The 22,518-nt window shown below is 70.7% G+C and carries 18 protein-coding genes and 1 pseudogene; 8 read left to right on the top strand and 11 right to left on the bottom strand.

What is annotated here, in order from left to right:
* Positions 1-323: 323 nt before the first annotated feature.
* From ACFQV6_RS37895 to ACFQV6_RS37880, 4 genes are all read right to left on the bottom strand, one after another.
* Positions 324-1,148: a fumarylacetoacetate hydrolase family protein gene (locus tag ACFQV6_RS37895; protein WP_378032524.1), complete on the bottom strand. Its 825-nt coding sequence runs from the start codon at positions 1,146-1,148 to the stop codon at positions 324-326.
* Positions 1,148-1,957 carry an amidohydrolase family protein gene (locus ACFQV6_RS37890; protein WP_378032523.1) on the bottom strand — a complete coding sequence of 270 codons (810 nt, stop codon included), beginning with the start codon at positions 1,955-1,957 and terminating at the stop codon, positions 1,148-1,150. Before ACFQV6_RS37890 ends, ACFQV6_RS37895 begins: the two co-directional genes overlap by 1 nt.
* A complete protein-coding gene (locus ACFQV6_RS37885) occupies positions 1,954-2,931 on the bottom strand; it encodes an aldo/keto reductase (protein WP_378032522.1) in 978 nt (325 codons plus the stop codon). Before ACFQV6_RS37885 ends, ACFQV6_RS37890 begins: the two co-directional genes overlap by 4 nt.
* 89 nt (positions 2,932-3,020) lie before the next feature.
* On the bottom strand, positions 3,021-3,965 hold the full coding sequence (locus tag ACFQV6_RS37880) for a hypothetical protein (RefSeq protein ID WP_378032521.1): 945 nt from the start codon (positions 3,963-3,965) through the stop codon (positions 3,021-3,023).
* 109 nt (positions 3,966-4,074) lie between these two features.
* On the opposite strand from ACFQV6_RS37880, the gene ACFQV6_RS37875 reads away from it, so the two are divergent.
* Complete coding sequence (locus tag ACFQV6_RS37875; protein WP_378032520.1) at positions 4,075-5,022, top strand: hypothetical protein; 948 nt, start codon at positions 4,075-4,077, stop codon at positions 5,020-5,022.
* Positions 5,023-5,183: 161 nt separating this feature from the next.
* On the opposite strand, the gene ACFQV6_RS37870 is transcribed toward ACFQV6_RS37875, so the two are convergent.
* The 3 genes from ACFQV6_RS37870 to ACFQV6_RS37860 all read right to left on the bottom strand — a co-directional run bounded on the left by ACFQV6_RS37870 (position 5,184) and on the right by ACFQV6_RS37860 (position 9,067).
* Positions 5,184-6,140, bottom strand: a complete 957-nt coding sequence (locus tag ACFQV6_RS37870) for a TIGR03885 family FMN-dependent LLM class oxidoreductase (protein ID WP_378032519.1) — start codon at positions 6,138-6,140, stop codon at positions 5,184-5,186.
* 219 nt (positions 6,141-6,359) lie between these two features.
* Positions 6,360-7,526, bottom strand: a complete 1,167-nt coding sequence (locus tag ACFQV6_RS37865) for a monooxygenase (RefSeq protein ID WP_378032518.1) — start codon at positions 7,524-7,526, stop codon at positions 6,360-6,362.
* A gap of 86 nt (positions 7,527-7,612) precedes the next feature.
* Positions 7,613-9,067 carry a glycoside hydrolase family 43 protein gene (locus ACFQV6_RS37860; RefSeq protein WP_378032517.1) on the bottom strand — a complete coding sequence of 485 codons (1,455 nt, stop codon included), beginning with the start codon at positions 9,065-9,067 and terminating at the stop codon, positions 7,613-7,615.
* A gap of 186 nt (positions 9,068-9,253) precedes the next feature.
* Between ACFQV6_RS37860 and ACFQV6_RS37855 the strand changes: the two genes are divergently transcribed.
* The 3 genes from ACFQV6_RS37855 (at position 9,254) to ACFQV6_RS37845 (ending at position 11,941) form a co-directional block, all read left to right on the top strand.
* The gene (locus ACFQV6_RS37855; RefSeq protein ID WP_378032516.1) at positions 9,254-10,894 is read left to right on the top strand and encodes a methyl-accepting chemotaxis protein; all 1,641 of its coding nucleotides are present in this window, start codon (positions 9,254-9,256) and stop codon (positions 10,892-10,894) included.
* Positions 10,895-10,964: 70 nt separating this feature from the next.
* On the top strand, positions 10,965-11,285 hold the full coding sequence (locus tag ACFQV6_RS37850) for a PadR family transcriptional regulator (protein ID WP_378032515.1): 321 nt from the start codon (positions 10,965-10,967) through the stop codon (positions 11,283-11,285).
* Positions 11,279-11,941: a hypothetical protein gene (locus ACFQV6_RS37845; RefSeq protein ID WP_378032514.1), complete on the top strand. Its 663-nt coding sequence runs from the start codon at positions 11,279-11,281 to the stop codon at positions 11,939-11,941. Before ACFQV6_RS37850 ends, ACFQV6_RS37845 begins: the two co-directional genes overlap by 7 nt.
* Here the strand turns inward: ACFQV6_RS37845 and ACFQV6_RS37840 are convergent.
* Entirely contained in the window at positions 11,931-13,280 is a 1,350-nt protein-coding gene (locus tag ACFQV6_RS37840; RefSeq protein WP_378032513.1) for a BNR repeat-containing protein, read from the bottom strand. The genes ACFQV6_RS37845 and ACFQV6_RS37840 overlap by 11 nt on opposite strands.
* Before the next feature lie 150 nt (positions 13,281-13,430).
* Between ACFQV6_RS37840 and ACFQV6_RS37835 the strand changes: the two genes are divergently transcribed.
* Both ACFQV6_RS37835 and ACFQV6_RS37830 read left to right on the top strand, forming a co-directional pair.
* On the top strand, positions 13,431-17,168 hold the full coding sequence (locus ACFQV6_RS37835) for a BTAD domain-containing putative transcriptional regulator (protein ID WP_378032512.1): 3,738 nt from the start codon (positions 13,431-13,433) through the stop codon (positions 17,166-17,168).
* Positions 17,120-17,455: a hypothetical protein gene (locus ACFQV6_RS37830; protein ID WP_378032511.1), complete on the top strand. Its 336-nt coding sequence runs from the start codon at positions 17,120-17,122 to the stop codon at positions 17,453-17,455. Before ACFQV6_RS37835 ends, ACFQV6_RS37830 begins: the two co-directional genes overlap by 49 nt.
* Here ACFQV6_RS37830 and ACFQV6_RS37825 read toward each other — a convergent pair.
* Positions 17,431-18,444: a hypothetical protein gene (locus ACFQV6_RS37825; protein ID WP_378032510.1), complete on the bottom strand. Its 1,014-nt coding sequence runs from the start codon at positions 18,442-18,444 to the stop codon at positions 17,431-17,433. The genes ACFQV6_RS37830 and ACFQV6_RS37825 overlap by 25 nt on opposite strands.
* A gap of 278 nt (positions 18,445-18,722) precedes the next feature.
* On the opposite strand from ACFQV6_RS37825, the gene ACFQV6_RS37820 reads away from it, so the two are divergent.
* On the top strand, positions 18,723-20,111 hold the full coding sequence (locus ACFQV6_RS37820; protein WP_378032509.1) for a hypothetical protein: 1,389 nt from the start codon (positions 18,723-18,725) through the stop codon (positions 20,109-20,111).
* On the opposite strand, the gene ACFQV6_RS37815 is transcribed toward ACFQV6_RS37820, so the two are convergent.
* Complete coding sequence (locus ACFQV6_RS37815; RefSeq protein ID WP_378032508.1) at positions 20,080-20,856, bottom strand: SGNH/GDSL hydrolase family protein; 777 nt, start codon at positions 20,854-20,856, stop codon at positions 20,080-20,082. The genes ACFQV6_RS37820 and ACFQV6_RS37815 overlap by 32 nt on opposite strands.
* A 336-nt stretch (positions 20,857-21,192) precedes the next feature.
* Here ACFQV6_RS37815 and ACFQV6_RS37810 point away from each other — a divergent pair, with 336 nt between their 5' ends.
* On the top strand, positions 21,193-21,981 hold the full coding sequence (locus ACFQV6_RS37810; RefSeq protein ID WP_378032507.1) for a hypothetical protein: 789 nt from the start codon (positions 21,193-21,195) through the stop codon (positions 21,979-21,981).
* A gap of 202 nt (positions 21,982-22,183) precedes the next feature.
* On the opposite strand, the pseudogene ACFQV6_RS37805 reads toward ACFQV6_RS37810, so the two are convergent.
* Positions 22,184-22,518 (bottom strand): annotated as a pseudogene (locus ACFQV6_RS37805) (NDP-hexose 4-ketoreductase); the annotation flags it as partial.

Raw genomic sequence — 22,518 nt, 5'->3', positions numbered from 1 at the left:
CTCGACTTAACCAAGACTTAAGCCACCCCCGCCTCACCCCGCCGTCCTCGCCGCCCCGCTCACGCCCAGCCGGCTTGACCAGCTGGCTGCCAGGGGTGCTTTCGCGGCCGGAAGGCCCCGCTCACGGCCAGCTGGGTTCGCCGGCTGGCTGCCAGGGGTGCTTTCGCGGCCGGAAGGCCCCGCTCACGGCCAGCTGGGTTCGCCGGCTGGCTGCCAGGGGTGCTTTTGCGGGCGGAAGGCCCCGCTCACGGCCAGCTGGGTTCGCGGGCTGGCTGTCAGGGGTGCTTTTGCGGCGGGGGGGTGCGGCTCGGGGCCAGCTGGGGTTAGCCCTTTACTACGCTGCGCTGGCGGCCCAGGCCGACGATCTCCATCTCTACTACGTCGCCGGCGCGCAGGAAGGGGAAGCGGCCGGAGAGGGCAACACCTTCGGGCGTACCGGTGTTGATCAGGTCGCCGGGTTCCAGGACGGTGAACTGGGAGAGGTGCCAGATCAGGAAGCCGACGTCGAAGATCATGTCCTCGGTGGTGGAGTCCTGGCGGGGGGAGCCGTCCACCCAGGAGCGCAGCCGCAGCGGGAAGGCGACCTCGTCCGGTGTGACGAGCCACGGACCGAGCGGGTTGAAGGTCTCGCACGACTTGCCCTTGGACCACTGGCCGCCGGACCGCTCCAGCTGGAAGTCCCGCTCCGAAACGTCGTTGGAGATCACGAAGCCGCCGACGTGATCGAGGGCCTCCTCCGGCGAGGACAGGTAGCGGGCGGTCTTGCCGATCACCACGCCCAGCTCGACCTCCCAGTCGGTACGTACCGAGTCGCGCGGCAGCATGATGTCGTCCTCCGGGCCGATCACGGTGTTCGGCGCCTTGTAGAACAGGATCGGCTCCTTCGGCGGCTCGGCACCGGACTCCTTGGCGTGCGCGGCATAGTTCTGCCCGATGCAGAGCACCGCACCCGGCCGGGCGATCGGCGGGCCGATCCGGCTTCCGTCCACCCGGGCCGGCGGCAGGTCGGCCGGGTCGCCCCGGAAGCCGCCGGCGGCGAGGAAGGCGCCGTCGATGTCGGGAGTCACGCCCGACAGGTCGAGCAGGGCACCGTCGGCGTAGAGCACCGGCCGTTCGGCACCGGGTGGGCCGACGCGCAGATACCTCATCAGAGCTCCAATCGATAGACGCGAGCGGCGGTGTCGCCGAACACGGGGGAGGGGCGGCCGCCGAGAATCGCCGTCAGCGCTGCGGTGACCTGCTCGTAAGTGGCCACCAACTCGCACACCGGCCAGTCCGAGCCGAACATCAGCCGGTCGGGGCCGAACAGCTCCAGGGCGGTTTCCACGTAGGGCCGCAGGTCCGATTCCGACCATCCCGGCCCGGCCTCCGTGACCAGTCCGGACAGCTTCGCCACCACGTTCTCGTGGCGGGCCACCGGTGCGATCAGCCGGCGCCAACGGTCCAGCCCGCCGGCAGCGATCGGTGGTTTGCCGAGGTGGTCGAGGACGAACGGCGCGTCCGGCAGGGCCGCGACGGCACGTTCGACGGCGGGCAGCTGGGCGGCGCGGACCACCAGCTCGTTGACCAGGCCGGCGGCGGCGACCCGGACCAGGCCGGCCCGGACCGCGGGCTCGTCGAGCAGGTCGTCCGGGCCGGCCTGGGCCTGGTCGCGGACCCCGGCGAGCAGGTGGCCGCCCGGCCCGGCGCGGTGTTTCGCGAGCACGTCACCGAGGGCGGGATCGGTCAGCGCGGCCCAGCCGACCACGCCGGCGATCTCCGGGGTGGCGTCAGCGAGAGCGAGGAACGCGGTGGTCTCGGCCGCGTCGCACCGGCCGGCTTCGACCAGGACGGTACGGCGTACGCCGGTTGCCGTGAGGTGGGGTCGCAGGTCAGCGATGGTGTAGTCGCGCCGGATCGAGCCGGTGAGCCACGGATAGTCGGCGGTCCAGAAGTGCTGGTGCGCGTCGATGATCACGCGACGGGCACTTCGGGGTCGAGCAGCCACGCGCTGACCAGATCACGCCACAGCCCGCCGGGGATCGGGACCTGGGCCATCGCCGCGGCGTCGGCGGCCTCCTCGGGGGAGCGCATGCCGACCAGGACGGCCGCAACCGCTGGATGTCCGAGGGGGAACTGCAGGGCGGCGGCGCGCAGAGGTACGCCGTACCTGTCGCAGAGCCTGGCCATCGCCTGTGCACGGGCGATCACCTCGGGCGGGGCGGGACGGTAGTCGTACGAGGCGCCGGGGCGCGGGTCGGCGAGGACACCGGAGTTGTAGACGCCGCCGACGATCACCGAGATGCCGCGGCGGTGGCATTCGGGGAGCAGGTCGGCGAGCCCGGACTGGTCGAGCAGGGAATACCGCCCGGCGAGAAGGAAACAGTCGAAGTGCCCGGTGCGCGCGAACTCGGTGAGCATCGCGGACTGGTTCATCCCGGCGGAGACGGCACCGATCGTGCCCTCGCGGCGCAGTTCCACCAGGGTCGGCAGGGCCTCGGTGACGGCTGCGGTGTAATGGTCGTCGGGGTCGTGCAGGTGCAGGACGTCGACCCTGTCCAGGCCGAGCCGTTCGAGGCTTTCGCGGTGCGATTCGCGTACCCCAGCGGTTGAAAAGTCCCAGACCGGGACCGATTTTCCTGGCTCGGCCCAGATTCCCGCCTGGTTCTCCGTGCCCGGCGCCAGCCGACGGCCGACCTTCGTGGAAAGGGTGAATGCCGCGCGGTCGCGCTTGCCGAGCGCCGCGCCGGACCGCCGTTCGGAGAGCCCGGACCCGTAGAGCGGCGCGGTGTCGAAGAATCGCACGCCGTGCTGCCAGGCAGTATCGATTGCCGCCATTGCGCAGTCGTCGCCGACCGCCGAATAGAGACCGCCGATCGGTGCCAGGCCCATGCCGAGGCGGGTGACGGTGACGCCGGTCCGGCCGAGCGGCACTCTTTCGAACGGGTCCACGCCGGGAATCCTTTCGTAGATCCTGCCGGATCTACGAACTGTTTAACGTCTGTCGATGGCTTAGTCAACCGGTTAAGTTGGACCTTCACCTAGGCACTCAGCAGCCTCTCGCGTTCGCCTTCGATGTACCGGAGACGGGCGCGGACCGACGCGATCCTGCTGTTCAGCGACGTCCGCACGTCGCGGACCTGCACGGCGACCCGGGCGATCCGCTCACGGCCCGCGTCGATCCGGCCGCGCACGCTCAGGTCGGTGAAGATGTTGTCCAGCCACACGTCGAAGAACCGGGTCGTCTCGTCCACCCCCGGGCCGGTGCCGAGCGCGCTGACGGCGCCGCGGTCGCCCAGCTCCTTGCGCAACGCGTCCAGCTGGCGTTCCGCGCCGGCGAGATGGGCGGACGCCTCGTCCATCCGCTCGTGCTTGACGTAGCTGCTGAGCACCCCACCGCTCAGGAAGGTGTCCGCGATGGACCAGGTTCCCGCCGACGCCAGGTACTCATTGGCCGCCCGCAACGCCTCCGCCGCACGCGCGGCTGCCTTCGCTGCCCGCTGGAGCCGTTGCAGGTCGGACCGGACGGCGTCGCGCTCGACCGCCAGCTCGGTGAGCCGGGTCCCGCTGGCGTGGCCGGACTCCCGGAGCTGCCGCTCCTTCTCGGCGATCGCGGCGGCGTAGGTCGCGGGCGCGGTGCTGGTCGCCGCCAGCCGGGCCTTCACCGCTGCCAGCTCGGCGGTCAGCGAGTCGAGGCGGCGCTGCGCATCGGCCGTCCGGGAGCGGGCCTGTTCGGCCTCGGCGCGCTCCCGGTCGAGTGCGCTGCCGTGGGTGCCGCGCAGGGTGGTCAGCACGCGATCCACCGAGAAGCCCTCCAGCCGATCGACGTGGCGCTGCTCAGCGGCCTGCTCGCGCCGCAGGGCCGCCAGCTCATCGGTCACCCTGGTGATCGCGGCCACGAGGCCCGCGCGCCGGGGTTCGAGCTGTTCCCGGTCCCGGAGCGCCGCAGCGAGCCGGGCGATCCTGGCATCGAGAGGCTCGTCCATGTCACCAGCAAAGCCCACCACCGCAACCGCCTGGACCGCACGCTCGGGTCGAGCCAGGTCGATCGGTCTAGGTAAGATCGCCGGATCCGCCGCGACTTCGAGGGGCATCATGTACGCGAGCGATCCCTATCGCCAGGCCTGCACCGCTCTCCAGCACGGCGACACGGCGCCCGCCCTGCACCTGCTCGCCGCCTCGCGGGGTGACGCGACGGCGCGGATCCACGCGATCGCCTGGCTGACCAAGGACACCACCTCACGGCTTCCCCAGCTGGAGGCCCAGCTCGGCCAGGACCCGTGGAACCCGGAACTGTGGCTTCTCGTCGGTGCGATGCAGTCGACGGCCGGGTTCGAGGCTCGTGGCGCCGCGCGGATCAACGACACCAGCTCCGAGCAGATCGACGGGCTGCTGCACCACACGACCCGGGCCCGCGAGTCGCTGCGCCGGGCCGCCGAGTTGCTGCCGGACGATCCCGCGCCGTGGTTCGAGCTGATGAGCTGCGCGCTGGGGGCCAGCTCCTATCAGGGCGAGGTGCACGACATGTGGAAGGAGCTGGTGCGGCGTGGCGGCGACGTGTCGTACCAGGCCAACCGTCTGCGGCTGGTGACGCTCACCGAGAAGTGGTACGGCAGTGAGGCCGAGTGTTTCGCGTTCGCCCGGGAGCGCACCAGGGACCTGCCGCCGGGTCACCCGCTGCTCGCGCTCATTCCGCTGGCGCACATCGAGGCGTATGTGGAACTGCGCAGCTCGGACAACGTGCTGAGGCGGGTCTGGGCGGCGCTGCGCTACCTGAGCAAGCGTTCCGTGCGCGCCGAGATCGACCCGGCGTCGGACCGGCTGCTGGCCGGGTCGCTGGACTTCGCGAGCCATCCCGCGTCGCCGGAGGCGCATCAGGCGTTCGCCTGCGTCTACGCGGACTGCGGCGAGCTGGAGCGGGCGCGGTGGCACCTGGAGCGCAGCGGTGACATCCCGACCTGGCCGTGGGGCTACTTCGGCGACGACGACGAGGGATTCGACCGGGCCCGCGAGCGCGCCGGCCTGCCACCCCGCCGGCGGTAGGCCGGCCTGCCACCCCGCCGGCGGTAGGCCGGCCTGCCACCCCGCCGGCGGTAGGCCGGCCTGCCACCCCGCCGGCGGTAGCGCCCCGGCTGGCTCCCAGGGCCGCCTCGCGGAGGTTGAGGCAGCACTGAGCGCCAGCCCGGGTCGGCCAGCTGGAGGGGTCAGCGGAGGCGGGGGAGGACCTTGGAGCCGAAGGCCTCGACGAACGGCAGCAGGTCCTGGCCGACGTGGTGGAGGTAGATGCGGTCGAAGCCGAGGTCGGTGTACCCGCGGAGCAGCTCGACGTGCTCCTCGAGGTCGGCGGAGATGTTGACGACCTTGGCGACCTGTTCGACGGTGACCTGCTCGGAGACCACGTCGAACTCCTCGGCGGTGGCCAGGTCCCAGCAGACCGGCGGCGGGAAGATGTTGCCGCGCCACTGGTCGTGGGCGATCCGCTTGGCCTCCTCGGTGCTCTCCGCCCAGCTCAGGTGCACCTGGAGGCAGATCGGCCCGCGCCCGCCGGCTCCCCGGTACGCCGAGATCATCTCGCGGAGGCGCTCCTCGGGGGCGTTCACGGTGACCAGGCCGTCGGCCCACTCGGCGCACCACGCGGCGGTCGCCGGGCTGACGGCGGCGCCGATCAGCGGGGGCGGCGTCTCGGGGCGGGTCCACACCCGGGCCCGGTCCACGGTGACCAGGCCGTCGTGCGATACCAGTTCACCGTTCAGTAGGTCGCGGACCACGTCGACGCACTCGCGCAGGCGGGCGTTGCGCACGTCCTTGCGCGGCCATACTTCGCCGGTGATGTGCTCGTTGCTGTACTCGCCGGAGCCGAAGGCGGTCCAGAACCGCCCCGGGTACATCGAGCCGAGCGTGCCGATCGCCTGGGCGATGATCGCCGGGTGGTATCGCTGGCCGGGTGCGTTGACCACGCCGAACGAGAGGTTCGTGGCCTGGAGCGCGGCGCCGAGCCAGGACCAGGCGAACCCGGACTGGCCCTGCCGGTGACTCCACGGGGAGAAATGGTCGGAACACATCGCGGCGTCGAAGCCGGCCCTCTCAGCGGCGATCACCGCCTCGAGGAGGGCGCCGGGCGGGATCTGCTCGTGCGAGGCGTGGATGCCGAACTCCGTCATGCCCTCTTCGTTACCCACCGTTCCCGGGTGGTGTAACAAAGCCACCGAAGATTGATGAGCATCGGCCTGGACCGCCACTTCAGCCCGGATGCGCGCGCTGCGGCCCGCAGTGGCACCCGGGTCGCGGTGTAGCCCGGGGACTTTGCGTGTCTCGTACGAGAAAAGCAAGCGTGCGAGAGCCGCCTGGCGCAACCGAAGTCGGCGCCAGGCGGCGAATGATCAGGCCTGGCCCGGCGACATGACCAGGATGCCGAGGCACATCTCGTCGCTGGTGCCCTCGCCCCAGACGACGTAGCGGGACGGCAGTTGCTTGAGCTGCGGAAGTTTCTGGCGCAGCGTCGCGTCGTGGGTGCAGGTGACCCGGATGCTGTCGCCCTTCGCGACCGGGATCGGTTTCTTGAGCGGGACCAGCGCCTGGTTGTCGAAGTTGTACTGCGGAACGTCGATGATGGTCTGCGCCTTCGCGGTGCCCGGGTTGAGCTCGACCTTGATGGCGCGGCCCAGCAGGTGCATGTGACCGGCCGCCATGTAGATCGTGCCCGGTTCCTCGATCGGCTGGTCGCAGCTCTGCGTGTTGCCGGGCTTCGGCTTGCCGCCGCTGCACCACTGGACGAGCTGGTCGACGGTCTCGCCGGATTCGGCACCGAAACGTTTCTCGACGTCGGCGACGGCGGTCTCGCGGTCGCAGAGCGGGCCCGTGCCGCCGGGCTCGCACGGCAGCTCGATCGGCGCCATCACCAGGCCGGTGGCCAGCGGTTTCAGGCCGGAACCGCCGGTGGCGAGGCGCATCTGCATACCGGACTGGTCGCCCTGCGCGCCGTCGCCGCCCAGCAGGTTGTAGTGGATCTGCATGACGAGCTTGCTGCCGGGCGGCATCTCGAAGCCGAAACCGTTCGGCATCAGGGTCTCGCCGGCGCCGGGTGCCCAGTGCGCGACCCAGGCGGTCTCGCCCTGCACGCCGGTGTCGCCGAAGCAGGTCCAGCCCTCGCCGGGTGTGTCGGTGTCCACCTGCTCGGCGGTCTTCGCCTGCTCCGGGCCGAGCCGGTAGAAGATCGCGTGGTGCACGATCGCCGCGTTCTGCGGGAGGAAGCGGCTGCCGGTCAGGTACGCCGGCTCGGTCAGTTTCGGATCGACGAGGAAGCATCGATATTCGTCGGTGCCGCCGTTCGGTGCGGCGGGCGTGTACGCCCTGTCGAGCCCGATGTCGACGAACCGCTCACCCTGCCGCAGCGGTGTCGGCGGCGGCGCCGAACCGCCACTGTGCGAACTGTGCGGGTCGGTGCTCGGCTCGCTCGCGGTGCTGGTGCCGGCCGGGTCACCCCCGCAGGCGGCGACGAGCAACAGAGCGGCAAGTGCGCCGGCGGTGCCGAGACGGCGGAATCTCATGACGGCCTCCCCAAGGCGTTGAGATTCGCCAATCATTCCAAGGGCACCACCGGCGCACTATCCGGGACAACCCGGAAGCACGACCCCTAATTGGTGATCCGGAAGGTGGCGTCACCCCGCTCGGTGGCGGTGCTGATCGGGTCGACCCGCAGCAGGTAGTTGTAGTGGCGCAGGTAGCGGGTCGGGTAGTTGTACGACTGGAACGACGACCACGAACCGTCGGCGAGCCCGGCGACCTGCTTGAACGTCGCGTCGGCGGCGAACGTGGTGGAGCCGTCGTTGGCGGCGAGGACACCGTCGTAGTCGTAGTGCCGCAGGTAGTAGCCCGGGTAGTTGACCGACTCGAAGGAGACGTAACCGGAGCTGTTGGCCAGACCGGGTACGACCCGGAACTGCGAGTCCTGCACGGGGCTGACCGAGGCGTCGATCCGGACGTCGAAGTTCGAGTGGCGTACGTAGCGGGTCTGCTGGTTGTACGACTGGATCCGCTTGACGGTGGCGGACGAACCCCACTTGCCCAGCACGCGGCTCTCCTCGGCGCCGGTCAGGTTGAGGATCGACCCGTGCCGCTTGCGGTTCGTGCCGAGGCTGTAATCGGTACGGGTGGCGAAGTTCTGCGTGCTGCCGAGGTTCGTGGACCGCACCGGCATGTAACCGCGGCCGGTGGCGTACTGGTCGAGCCACAGGTGCCACTCGTTGGTGCCGTTCGTCTGCGCCCACATCGGGCCCTCGACCACGTTGCCGCCGGTGGCGCCGTTGGAGATGCCGAGGCGCTGCAGGTCGCCGATCCGGGTCCAGGTGCCGAGGATCGTGTTGCTGCCCTCGACGGTGATCTGGCCGTCGGCCGAGGCCCGGTAGTACCGGTAACCGCCGAGGCTGCTCGGTACCTCGATGATCTGGGTGTCGATGACGCCCTGGCCGGTACCCCGGTCGATGTAGAGCTGCGGGGCGGTGACCGTGCGGAAGTCGCTGGTCCGGACGTACCAGACGCGGTGCTTGGTCACCCCGTTCAGAGCGGAGTTGGTGGCCCAGTAGATGACGTAGTCACCTGTCGCCGGGTTGTAGATGGCCTCCGGCGCCCACGCGTCACCGGCTCCGGAGATGCCGCCGGCCACGTTGATCAGCCTGGGCACTGACCAGTTGACCAGGTCGCGCGACTCCCACACGACGAGGGATTTGCTGCCGCGGTTGGCGGCGTCGCTCCAGGAGGTGCCGCTGGCGATCCGCAGGTCGGTGGCGATGATCCAGTAGCGGTCGCCGGCCGGGGAGCGGACGAGTGCGGGGTCGCGGACGCCCTGCGTACCGACGGTGGAGAGCAGGACCGGGCCGCCGCTGTTCAGGTCGGTCCAGTTCCGCCCGTCCTTGCTGTGGGCCAGGTAGATCTGTTCGCCGCGGGCGGACTCACCGATGAAGTGGGCCATCAGGTAGCCGGTGAACGGGTCGAGGGCGGCCGCCGGACGGGGTTTGGCGAACGACCAGGTGCTGAAGAGGAGGACGGCGAGCGTCAGGAAGGTGCTGATCCGGACGAGAGCTCTGGGCATCGGATCCTTCTAACGTGAGCGCTAACAACGGGGGATGGCATCGCTAGGCGTGGATTGTTTCGCAGTGTTGACGGCCGTAACTTGCTTGTCAAGATTGAGCCTTGCCGGACCCTTGATGTGAACGTTGCACCCGGGCATCCGCACGCTATCGCTCATCTGGGGCGGGAACGTGCCGAAAGAGATGTCATGAGAGCGAGCAACGTCCAGGTGACCGCGAAACGTAATCCGATCACCGGTTGGCTCGCCGACTTCGGGGTCGGCGCCAAGATCTACGTCTCGGTGCTCGCCATCGCGGTGGCCGCCCTCGCCATCGGCGTCATGTCGATCAACCGGATGAGCGAGCTCAACGACGGCGTCACCCGGATGAAGGAACGGCACGTCGACGCGCTGGTGCAGCTCAGCACCCTGCGCGGTGCCGCCGGCGACGACGCCCAGAACATGTTCGGCTGGGCCATCGTGCCGGACGCCGCCAGCAAAGCCGCCTCGATCAAGGCGCTGGAGGTCTCGGACGCGGAATTGATGACCGCGCTGAGTGCGTACCGCGAGCTGGCCGCTGACTCCACCGATCGCCTGGCCGCCGCGCAGAAGGTGGAGGAGGAATTCACCTACTTCCGCAACCTGCGCGCCGTCGCCCTCTTCCAGCAGAAGCCGGCCGCCGGGTTCGAGATGCCGCCCGCCGACCAGATCACCCCGGCCTGGCTCAAGACCCAGGCGAACCTGAAGGCCGCGATCGTCGAGCTGCAACAGGTCGAGGACGCGGAGTCCGCCGAGATGGCGGCCGCTGCGCAGGAGACGTACGAGAGCTCCCGTACCCGAATGATCGTCGTGGTGGCCCTTGCCCTGGTCCTCGGCCTGGCCCTGGCGACCTTCGTCTGCCGTGTCATCGTCCGTCAGCTCAACAGCGTCTCCGACTCGCTCGCCGCGGTGGCCAGTGGTGACCTCACGGTCCCGGCCGAGGTGCAGGTCCGCGACGAGCTCGGTGGCATGGCCGTGGCCGTGAACACCGCCCGCGACGGCCTGCGCGAGATGGTCAGCGCGCTGACCGCCAGCTCGCAGATCCTCAGCCAGAGCACCCAACGGCTGACCGGTGCCACCGACCGCATCGGCGAGTCCGCGCGGGAGGCCGCCACCCAGGCCGACGCGGTGGCTTTCGCGGCCGGGACGGTCTCCTCCAACGTGCAGACCGTCGCCGCCGGCAGCGAGGAGATGGGCGTCTCCATCCGCGAGATCGCCGAGAGCGCGAACGAGGCGGCCCGGGTCGCCTCGGAAGCCGTGACCGTCGCGGAGACCACGAACGCCACCGTGTCGAAGCTCGGCGCTTCCAGCGCGGAGATCGGCAACGTGGTCAAGACGATCACCGCGATCGCGGAGCAGACGAACCTGCTCGCCCTGAACGCCACCATCGAGGCGGCTCGGGCCGGTGAGATGGGCAAGGGCTTCGCGGTGGTGGCCAGCGAGGTCAAGGACCTGGCACAGGAGACGGCACGGGCCACCGACGACATCTCCCGGCGCGTCGAGGCGATCCAGTCGGACACCACGAACGCGGTGGCGGCGATCGGCGAGATCTCGCAGATCATCGCGCGGATCAACGACTACCAGCTGACGATCGCTTCGGCGGTGGAGGAGCAGACCGCGACCACCGGCGAGATGAGCCGCAGCGTCAGCGACGCTGCTCAGGGCAGCACCGATATCGCGGGTACGATCAGCGGGGTTGCCACCGCCACGCAGAGCACCACGGCGAACCTGGTTGAGGCCAGCGGGACCGCTGTGGAGCTGGCGGGGATCAGCACCGAGTTGCAGCGGGTGATCGGCCGGTTCCGGATCTGATTCGATTGCTTGCAGCCCAGGCCCGCGCCTGGGCTTTCACCCCTATATAGAGTTCAGATACAGTAACTGGATGCGGATCACTGTTCCGACGGCGCGGGTACTGGCCGCGCTGTTGGCTGAGCCTGACGCCGACCGCTACGGGTTGGAGATCATGCAGACGACGGGTCTGGCCAGCGGCAGCCTCTACCCGATTCTGCACCGGCTGCAGGAGGCCGGCTGGGTGGACGCGCGCTGGGAGCAGATCGACCCGTCGGAGCAGGGGAGGCCGGCGCGCCGGTTCTATCGGCTGACTCCCGACGGCGCGGTTCAGGCGAGGCACGTACTCGCCGAGCTGCGCGCTCAGACCGCGGTTCCGGGTGCGGCGGCCGGGACGGTCAACCCGGCATGGTGATCTCGTGGGTGCGGCTGAGTCTGCTGGCGCCGCTGTTCGCTGCCGCGCTCGGTGTCACCGCGCTCTTCGTCTCGGTGCTGCCGATGGGTCTGGCGCCGGAGTCCCTGCTCTTCACGTTGTGGACCGCCGCCACGGTCGGCGCGGCGGTGCTGCTCGCTCGGCTGGGGAGCTGGTGGACCGTGCCGGAATCGCGGATCACCACGCTGGCCCTGGCCGCCACCGTGCCGTCGTTCCTGGCGTGCAACCTGATGTACCTGCTCAGCAACAGCGCCCCGAAGATCGACAGGCACGGCCCGGCCTACGCGGTGTTCTTCGGCGGCCTGGCCGTGCTGCTGCACCTGGTCCACCGGCTGAACGTCAGCGGCCGGCGGCGGGCGGCCTGGTGGGCCGGTGCTCTCGGCGCCCTGGTGCTGGCCGATGTGGCGGTGGCGGTGACTGTGCTGATCGCCGGGAAGCTGTCGGCGGTGTGGGCACCGCTGTGGCTTCCCGGCGCGCTCATCGAGAGCGGATTCGGCGTGCCGGCCGTGGACACCGTGCTTCTCCTCGACATCGTCGAGCTTGATCCGCCGATCTACATCCTGGCCACCGGTCTGGCCCTGGGCGTGGTCATGGCCAGGCGCCGAAGGGGTCGGAACGTGGTGGAGGTCAGCCGCTGACTGTCCAGTCCTGGACGTCGATCTGGCTGCCGCCGTACCGCGGGGCGAAGATGCTCAGCGTCCCCAGCGACTTCAACCGCTGGTGGTCGATCAGTGGGTCCGAGTAGTAGACCGCCCCGGACGTGTACCGGATGACCCAGTCCGTCCAGCCGGACGCCTTCGACGCGGTCTGGATGTGCAGCTTGCGGGTGGTCGAGTCGCCGCTCGCCACGTACAGGTTGTCCCGGGCGTCGACAGCGATGTCGCCCCGGGCGCTGCGCTCCAGGAACGGCGTGAAGGTCTGGTGCCACACCTTGCTCGCCTTGTCCCGCCAGTAGTGCACCAGCACGGCGGAATCCCGGGCGCTGGTGAAGTTGCTGTTGTTCGCGGCGGAGGCGGGCAGGTGTGAGGCGAGCACGTGTACGACGCCGCCCGCGTCGACGACCTGCGATTCCTGGTTGATCAGGCCCCGGTTCTGGCCGATGCCCCACACCTTGAGGTTCGCGGCGTCCGAGCGCAGCGGGCTGGAGCCGGTGGTGGCGATGACCGTGCCGGCGTTGTTGCGCCAGGTCCGGCCCTTGTCCTTGCTGTACGCGTAGTAAAGATCATGGTTGGTGCTGGCGTCCGAGGTCTCCCGCACGGTCCAGGTGACGTGCAGCAGCGGTGCGGCCGGGTCGTAGTTGTCGTACTCGATGCCGAACAGGTACGCGTTGTTGCCGGCCGTGGTCCCGTCGATGAACTCGCCGACGTAGGTCCACGTGCCGGACCGGTACTCGTACAGCACCTCGTCGCCGGTGCCGCTGTAGCCGGTGCGGATGGCCAGTTGCAGTGTCCCGTCGGGGTGGGCGAAGAACTGCGGGTAGGTCACGACCGCCATGCTCGTCCCGGTCAGGCTCGTCGTGACGGCGCCGAAGCTGCTCGCCGACCATGCCGTGGACGTGGCGAGACCGGCGACCGACCGGCGGTACCGGAACTGCGACGAGTGCGTGTCGAAGGCCAGGTGGATGGTGCCGTCCGAGGGGGAGATCCCGATGCTGATGGTGTTGTGCGAGTCGGTCGACGAGGTGACGTAATCGGTCAGCCGCAGGTTCTGCCAGGCGCCCGAGGGCAGCTGCCGCCGGGAGATGTTGACGTAGCCGTTCTGGTCCCAGAAGGCGGCGTACTGGCGGTTCGCGTGGGTGACGATGCCGTCCTGCTGGAAGCTCTCCCCGTTCATGTAGCCGGTGTAGGTGAGGGCGGTCCGGCCGTTGGTGGTGAGCACCGTGGTCGAGGAGAGGGTGACGGTGGGGGCGGCTGCCACCGCGGCCTGGGGAGCGGCAATCACGGTGAGTGCGACCAAAGCCGCTATGAATCGTTTCATCGAAGCCTCCGAAGAAAGGCGACAGGGGGATTGGGGACGGCGGGGAGAAGGAGACGGTAAGCCGGGCATCAGCATCGACACAAGTCGATCCTGTCGGGCTTTCGATATCGCCGGACCCCGCGCCGCGGTCAGGATGGGGCAGGGGGCCAGATGGAGTTCCGCATCCTCGGCCGTCTCGAGATCGTCGACGACGGTGAGTTCTTGGAGATCGGCGCCGGTAAACCGGCGGCGCTGCTCGCTGTCCTCCTGCTCCATCCCGGCGAGACCGTCCCGGCCACCAGGCTGATCGACGAACTCTGGGGTGAGGCGCCGCCGGTGAGCGCGGCCAAACTCGTGCAGGGCTACGTGCACACCCTGCGGCAGACTCTCGGCGGCGGCGTCATCAGCACCCACGGCCGGGGGTACGCGGTGAACGCCGCCACGCTCGAAGGCGCCACACTCGACGCCGCCGACTTCGACCGGATAGCCGATGACGCCGAGAAATGCCTGGTCAGCGACCCGGCCCGGGCGGCAGGGCTGCTCCGGCAAGCCCTGCGACTGTGGCGAGGCGAGCCGCTCGAAGGTCTCGACCTCCCCGGCCGGGCACGCCACGAGGTGTATCGGCTCGGCGAGCGTCGTCTCGCCGTACAGGAAACGCTGTTCGACGCTGGTCTGGCCCTCGGCCGGCACGCCGCTCTGGTGCCTGAGCTGCAGCGCCTCGCGGCCGCGCACCCGTTCCGTGAGCGCCTGTGTGCCCAGCTGATGATCGCGCTCTATCGGTGTGGCCGGCAGGCCGAGGCGCTCGCCGCCTATCGTGACGCGCGCCGCCTGCTCGACGAGGAGCTGGGTCTGGAGCCGGGCGCCGGGCTGCGCGATCTGGAGAGCCGCATCCTGGCGCAGGCGACCGATTTGGATCTGCCGTCGGCCTCCGCCCCGGAGCCGGTGGTGGTTCCGCCCGCGCCGCCGGCGATCGGCCATCGGCTGGTGACAGTGGTCGCGGCCGGGCTCACCGGTGAGATCGCGGTGGCGGAGCAGTTCGACGCCGAGGTCGCCCACCGGGTGCTGACCCGGCACGCGCGGCTCTGCGCGGAGATCATCGAGCGGCACGCGGGCGCGGTGCAGCCGGGCGGCGGCGAGACCGTGGTGGGCGTGTTCGGGCTGGTCGAGCTCCATGAGGACGACGCCGTGCGTGCGCTTCGCGCGGCACAGGAGCTGCGGACCGCGCTTGCCGCGCTGGCCTGCGAGACCGGGGGAGACCTGGCGGCCCGGCTCGGCGTGGATGCCGGGCCGGTCTTTGTGGGAGCGGACGTACGCCTGGAGCCGCTAGCCACCGGCGAGGCCGTCGACCATGCCGTACGCCTACGCCTGCACGCCGACCCAGGTCTGATTTTGATCGGCCCCGGCGTTCACCGGCTCGCCGGTCCGGCGCTGCGCGCGACGCCCCGCGGCGAGGTCCGGGGCAGGCCCGTCTGGCGGCTCGACCGGGTGTGCACGCCCTCGCCGGCCGTCCCGGACACCCCGTTCGTCGGGCGGGAGGAGGAGCTGGCCCATCTTCGCTGCGCCCGGGACACCGGTGCCCGGCTGGTGACCGTGACGGGTCTGCCCGGCATCGGCAAATCCCGCCTGCTGCATCGATTCACCAGCGGCTTCCGCGGTCAGGTGGTCACCGGCCGGTGCCTGCCCTACGGCGAGGGGATCACCTATCACGCCCTCGCCGAGATCGTGGCGCAGCTGGACGGCGGCCTGGAGAGAGTGCTGCGCGGTGCGGACCGCGCCGGGCTGATCTCCCGCCGGGTGCTCGGCGCGATCGGCCCGGCCGGCGAACCGGCCGGTGCCGAGGAGACGTTCTGGGCATTCCGGCGCCTGTTCGAGCACGCCGCCCGGCAGCGGCCGCTCGCCGTCGTGATCGAGGACCTGCACTGGGCCGAGCCCACCCTGCTCGACCTGGTGGATCACCTGGCCGCGCTTCTCGGTGACGCGCCGGTCCTGCTGCTCTGCTCGGCCCGCCCGGAGCTGCTGGAGACCCGTCCGCAGTGGGCGGTGCCGCAGCGCGGCCGATCGGTGATCCCGCTGGACGGCCTGGGCAAGGCCGACACCCGGCAGCTGGCGGGCGTGCTGGCCGCGGGCCGGCTGGAGCCGGCCGAGGTGAACCGCGTGGTGGCGGCGGCCGAGGGGAACCCGCTCTTCCTGGAGCAGCTGATCGCGGCCCGGCCGGACGCCGGCGGTGCGCTGCCGCCCAGCATCCAGACGCTGCTCGCGGCCCGGATCGACCGTCTGGAGCCGGCCGAGCGGCAGGTGCTGGCCCGCGGTGCGGTGGAGGGGCAGCGTTTCCACCGGTCGGCGCTCGCCGAGTCGCTGCCCGAGTCCGCGCGGGCGGGCACGGGGGCGGTGCTGATGGCGTTGGTGCGCAAGCAGTTCCTGTACGCGGATCGGCCGCAGTTCGCCGGGGACGACGCCTTCCGCTTCGCGCACGTGCTGATCCGCGACGTGGCCTATCGGGCGCTGCCCGGTGAGGTGCGGGCCGGGCTGCACGAGGGGGTCGCGCGGTGGCTGGCGGGGCAGCCGGGTGCCGCCGACGAGCCGATCGGGTACCACCTGGAGCGGGCGGCGCGGCTGCGTACCGGGCTGGGGCTGGCGGGCGCCGGGGTGCTCGCGGCGCGGGCGGTGGCCCGGCTTGACGCGGCGGCGCGTACGGCGCTGCTGCGAGGTGACGTACCGGCCGCCGCGCGCCTGCTGGAGCGGGCGGTCGACCTGCTGAGCGCGGACGATCCGGCGCGCCGGGCACTGCTGCCCCGGCTGGGTACCGCGCTCTTCGAGGCGGGACGGCTGGCGGACGCGGAGAAGGTTCTGGACCTGGACGGGTCACCGCTGTGCCGGGTGGAACTGCAGCGGGTGCGGCTCCAGGCGGATCCCCGGCGCTGGCTGTGTGAGGCCGACGAGGTGGCCGTGCAGGCGCTGGGAGTGCTGCGGCGGGACCGGGACGCGTACGGGCAGAGCCGCGCCTGGTCCCTGCGCGCCACCGTTCGCTGGATGCGCGGATGCGCCGCGGACGCCGACGTCTGCTGGCGGGAGGCGGCCGGCCACGCCCGCCGGGCCGGCGACGACCGGGAGCTGTTCGAGATCCTCAGCTGGCGGGCCTCCGCCGCCGCCTTCGGCCCGCTGCCGGTGCCCGAGGCGGTGCGGTGCTGCGAGGAGATCCGGTCCACTGTCGCCCGCAATCCGGTCGCGGTGGCCGCCACCCTGCACCCGCTCGGCCTGCTGTACGCCCTGCGCGGCGACTTCACCCGCGGCTCGGCCCTGATCGAGCAGGCCAACGGTATCCTCGGTGAGCTGGGCCGGCTGGAGTCCGCCGTCTCGCACCACGAGTGCCTCCTCGCGTTGCTGGCCGGCCGCCCCGAGGTGGCCGAGCGGCTGCTGCGCGGCGGCTACGAGCGGCTCCAGGCGATGGGCGAGGGTGCCCTGCTCGCCACCACCGCCGCGATGCTGGCCCGGGCGCTGCAGGCGCGGGGCCACGACGACGAGGCCGAACAGGAGTGCGCGGTGAGCCGCCGGTACGCGGCCCCGGAAGACCTGCCCACCCAGGTGATGTGGCGCGGCGTCCTGGCCCTGGTGCTGGCCCGGCGTGGCCGGCTCGACGAGGCCGCCGGCCTGGCCTGCGAGGCCGTACGCCTGGCCGAGCCGAGCGATCTGCTGGTGATCCGCGGTGACGCCTGGCTGGACCTGGCCGACGTCCGGTACGCCGCGGGCCTGACCGGGCCGGCCGACGAGGCCGCCCGACAGGCTCTCGCCCTCTACGAACGCAAGAGCGCCGCGGTGCCGGCGGCGCAGGCCCGATCCCGGCTCACCGATGGAGGCTCGCGATGTCCCTCTCCCAGATCGACCGGATCAGTCTTTCCGCGGACGGCCTGACCGTGACCGCGGGCGGCCCCATCACCAGGGCCGACGCTGACGCCGTCGAGGTGCACATCTTCGTGCTGGTTGTCCAGGAGGACGCCGTGGCACGCGGAGTCGGCGTCTCCACCGAGGACCGGTGGAGCGCCGAACTCCGCATCGAGCGCGGAACCTTCGGGACCGGACAGGTGCTGGCTTCGGCGTTGTCGGTGACCGCGGTGACCGATCCACCGAGGACGCAGACGCAGATCTGGAGCCAGTCCCTGACCGTGACACTCGGTCAGACGGTCAGCTGCCAGTCGTAGACCACCTCGTACGCTCCGCCGTGCCCCTTGTAGCTCAGCGTGTAATCGGGGCTGTCCAGCTTGCCGCCGGGGAACCGGTGGCTCGCGGTGGGCAGCTTCAGGGACAGCGTCCGGGGGCTGAAGATCTCGTCGCCCCAGAGCGTCTTGAGCCAGGCGAAGACCTTGTCCATCACGTACGCCAGCCCGAGCGCGATGAGCATCTCGATCGGGCCTTTGCTCCCGGCCTTGATCAGCTCCTGGCGGAGCCGGTCGCGTACCGCGTCGGCCACCTTGTCCAGGAAGCCGGCGATGTCACCCATGTCGTGCTCGATGAGGACGAGCACCACCGAGTACGACTTGGGGAACTTGGTACCGCCCTCGCGGACGTTGAAGTAGGTGAACCGCTTGGGCGGGTTGTAGGCCTGTACGCCGCCGGTGGAGAAGCTCTTCACCTTGAACGCCGGCACGGTCTTGGTGTCCGCGTCCTCGTCGACCGAGGTGCCACCGAGGTAGATCTCGTCCTTGCCGAGCTCGCTCGTCTCGTCCTTGCAGGTCACCTTGTGGATCCGCAGGGCCAGTTCCTTGTTCGGCGGGGTGGCGGCCGCCGCCGCGGCGGCACTCATGGTCATCGCGTCGTCCCCGATGGCCCGCAGGCTCGACAGGTCGACGGGCTTGAGCTTCGCCACCTGCTCGTCGACCCCCGTGGCCGACGTCAGGTCCACCACTGCCACGTCGCCGAACTCCTTCTTCCACGCCGCCGGGTTCCCGGCCAGCGCCAGCACGTTCGTCTTCGACTTCGGCCGGGCGGCGGCCGGCATGCCGCCGATGCTTCCCCGCAGCACCCGCTCCAGGGCCGTCGCCTGTTTGGGCAGCGGAAAGCGGGCCGGCTCGACCAGGTTGGCGGTGGCCTTGGTGGTGGCGGCGTTGACGGTGGCGGCCACCCGGTTGGCGAGGGCCCGCAGTGCGGGGTCGTCGATCTTGACCTGGTCGGAGACGGTGATGTCTGCCATGTCGGCTCCCTAGTTGCGCCGGGGCCGTGTGTCCCGGCTGTGAGAAGAGCCTGTGGCGGTCCGGTTCAATACCGGTTCAGCCGTGGTTCAGCGACGGTATTTCGGTGAATTGCTGTCTGTGCTTTTCAGCGGCCCCGGGGCGCGTTTCGGCAGGCGGTCACCGCTTTGACCGGCGACGAAGGGGCGGTAAGGTCTCGCGTTGCCACAATTTCACGGCCTGTCGCAGCACCATTTAAGCCATTCCTAATAAAGACTTAAACAAACCGGGAAAAGGAAAGATGCGAACTCGGAAGATGTTCGCGGTGGCCATGGCCGCCGTCGCCGCCCTAGCGGTGGGAGCGTGCTCGAAGGACGAGCCGGAAGCCGCCGGTGACACCAGCCAGGTCGCCGCGGAGTCCTCGGTCGTGCCCGGCTCCTCCGCGGCCGCCCTCCCAGGTGGGCCCGCCGCAGTCTCCCCTTCCGCCTCCGCCTCCGCGTCCGCCTCCGCCTCCACCGCGCTGAAGCCCGCGAGCGGGCCCTGCGGGCGGGCCGCGTCCGCCAAGCCGGTCGCCAAGGTCACCGAGGTCAAGCTCGGTGCGAAGGTGACCGGGTACGGCTCCGAGGGTGACACCGAACCGCTGCCGTTGGCGATCGCGGCCCGCCCCGACGGCGGTTCGTGGCTGGCGTGGCGCGGCACCGACGGCAAGGTCTACCTGGGCAAACTCGACTGTGCCGACAAGCTGGTCGGCAAGCCCACCAGCTTCACCGGGATCGACCTGCAGGACGTGCAGGCGGACAAGAACGGCGGAGTGCTGCTGCTCACCCGCAAGGGCAACTGCGGCACCGGCAAGCTGTGCGGCGGCGAGTCCAGCCCGTGCAACACCATGCACATGATCCGGTTCGACAACGCGGGCAACGAGGTCTGGCAGCGGCAGGTCACCAACCTGACCGGCGGGCGCACCGGGTACGACGACGGTGCGCGTTTCGTCTGGTGGTACCAGCATCACGGGCGGCTGGCGACGGACGGCAAGAACTGGGCCGCCTACTTCGGTACCGCCATCACCGTGAAGAACGGCAGCTGCGTGGACATCCACCAGGGCGACCGGATCCAGATCGTCAACGCGAGCGGGAAACTCGTACCCGGGCACAAGGACGCGGCCGAGGTGGGATGCAGCCACGCCTGGACGTCGCGGATCGTCTGGGACCCGAGGACGAAACGGTTCGTGGCGGTGTGCGCCACCGACAACAACTGCCGGATAGCGAGGCCCAACCCGTACCGGACTGTGGCGGCGGGCACCTGCGACGGGACGCTCTTCGGCGGGGACCTGGTGCCGGCCAAGAGCAAGGGCTTCTGGACGGCGTGGAGCCAGGGCGGCTCGGTACGCCTGGAGCACTTCACCACCGGAAAGTCCGACACCACGATCAAGACCGGTGCGTCGTCGGCCCATCCGCACCTGGTGTCGTACGGCACCGGGCGGATGCTGCTCACCTGGCAGTCGGGTTCGGCCATGTCCGCACAGGTCTACGACTCGGGCACCGGTAAGGCGGTCGGTGGCAAGTTCACCGTCAAGGCCAAGGACCACGCCTACCAGGCGTTCAAGGCGTACCCCGACGGCAGCGCCGCCTACCCGGCCGCCGGCAGCGGCAGCGGCTCGATCAGGATCGCTCGGGTACTGCCGATGAGCTGATCGGGACCCAGCTCAGGTATTTGCCGGTCCGGTTGTCGCCCGACGACCGGCCGGCAAGCCGGCGCTGGATCCACGGCAGCACGTGCTCCCGGTAATACCGCGCCTCGGCGAGCAGGTTCCGGCTCGCGGCCGGGCCCGGGTCGATCACGTGGGCCTCGGTCGGGTAGCCGAGCGCGTCGAGCACCCGGCTGGCGACCCGGCGGTGGCCCGCCGCGTTGAGGTGGAGCCGGTCCGGCGACCAGTACTCGCGGCGCTGGATCTCCTTGTCGTTGAACATGTCGACGAACACCACGTCGTATTTATCGGCGAAACCGCGGACCGCGTCGGTCAGGGCCGCGCCCTTGGGGCGCATGCGGCTGCCCAGGGGCAGGTGACCGGACGGGTCGGCGCCGCTGAGCAGCAGGACGCGTACGCCCGCCTCGTTGCACCGCCGCACCGCCCGCTCGGTCAGGTGCACGAGGCGGGCCAGGTCACCGCCGGGGCGCAGCATGTCGTTGCCGCCGCCGTTGAGCGAGAGCAGGGTGGGCTGCGGTGACAGGGCGAGCGCCGCGTCGAGCTGTTCGGTGACGATCGGTTCGAGCAGCCGGCCGCGAATGGCGAGATTGGCGTACTCGATGGTCTTGCCCTCACCGGCGGCGATGCCGGCGGCGACCAGATCGGCCCAGCCACGCTCGGTGCCGTCGGGCTGGGTGTCGCCGAGACCCTCGGTGAAGCTGTCGCCGATCGCTACATATCGCGTTGCCATGAGCGCTCCCGTTCTCCGTCGAGGAGACGTTACCCGGCGGTAGGGCCGGTTCGCGCCCTCACGTGGGCCACGCGACACTCAGATCCGTCAGCGACCGCTCCGGCGGGCCGGCGCTTTCCGGGGAAAGCGCCGGGCGCTTTTCCGGGGCATGCGTGTGTCCGCGGGCGGGGATATCATCCGCTGTGGGCGGTGCGCCTGCCCGTGCCCATGGAGGGCCACCACGCCTGGCTCTTCGGTCAGGGCCAAGGGTCACCGACCCAGCGCAGCGGACGATCAGGTTCCGGCGTGTGCGCACGCCGCCGTTCGGCGCAGGGGCGTGGGCTGCCCGGAGGCATCATGACTGACCCCAACGGACGGCGGACCCCGCGGCGGGGCCGGGCTCGGAAACGGGCCATCCGCGCCCAGGCCGCACGCGCCGGCGTCGCCTACTCGGTGGCGGCCCGCCAGCTGGACGCCATCGGCCTGCGCCCCGGCGAGACCCTCGCCAGTTACGGGCGCACCATCTATCCGGCCGGGCACGACCCGCACCGGCAGCGCCTGCTCGACGAACGGGACCGGCGCCCCTTCGAGCAGCGGCGCGACGACACCCGCCGGGCCGCGGTCATCCCCGACGGGCGGGCCCGCCACCTGGTGGACCGCTTCCCGCCGACCCGGGGCCGCCCCGGCTCCCGGGTGGGTCTGCTCTATGCCGGTGAGGGCCGCGCGGAGCTGCTGGCCCTGATCTACCGTGCGGTCGAGACGCGGGCGCCCGGCCTCGTGCCGGAGGTCGGCGCCGTGACCTGGGCCGCCGAGATGGGCGAGGAGAGCGCCGTCGACCTGGAATGTGCCTCCCTCGACTGGGCAGCGCGCGACCTCATCGAACACAACCCGGCCGACGTGCTGGACGAGCCGTTCGACGGCGTCCGGCAGATCCTGGACGCGTTGCTGATGGTCGCCCACGACGGCCATGCCCCCGGCACCCGCGTCCGCATGCTGACCAGCCCGTGGGAGGACCACACCGCCACCATCGTCGGCGCGGTGTGGGGTACACCCGGGCCGCCGGTCGCCTACCGCGTGCGTGTCGAAGTCTCGGGTGCCGGGCTGGCCGTGGTGCCCGGCGAACTGGTGGTGCTCGCCGGGCAGTGACTCATTCGGCGGCCGGCACCGTCTTGTCGGCCGCCGTCTCCCCTCCACCCTCGCCTTTCTTCCCGCTTTCCTCGTTCTTCCCGCCGGCGGCTTTCCCCTCGGGGGCTTGACCCTCGGCGGCTTTCCCGTCGGCGCCGTTGTCACTGTCGGTGGTCGTCTCGGCGTCGTTCTCCCGGGCGGCGTTGCGGAAGACCAGCTGCTCCGGCGTACCCTCGCTGTCCACCACCACGGTCTGGCCGGGGCGCAGCTCGTTGAAGAGGATCTGCTCGGAGAGCGGGTCCTCCAGGTCCCGCTGAACCGTGCGGCGCAGCGGCCGGGCACCCATCACCGGGTCGAAGCCCTTGGTGGCCAGGAACCTCTTCGCCCGGTCGGTCAGCTCCAGGCCCATGTCCTTGTTCTTCAGCTGCGCTTCGATCCGGGTGGTGAAGATGCTGACGATCTGGAGGATCTCGTCCTCGTTCAGCTGGTGGAAGACGATCGTGTCGTCGATGCGGTTGAGGAACTCGGGGCGGAAGTGCTGCTTCAGCTCGTCGTTGA

Source organism: Actinoplanes sp. GCM10030250, from assembly GCF_042666575.1.
In the GTDB taxonomy this organism is placed as follows: Bacteria; Actinomycetota; Actinomycetes; order Mycobacteriales; family Micromonosporaceae; genus Actinoplanes.
The sequence above is the reverse complement of the archived record's forward strand: the minus strand, read 5'-3'. Positions and strand labels throughout refer to the sequence as shown.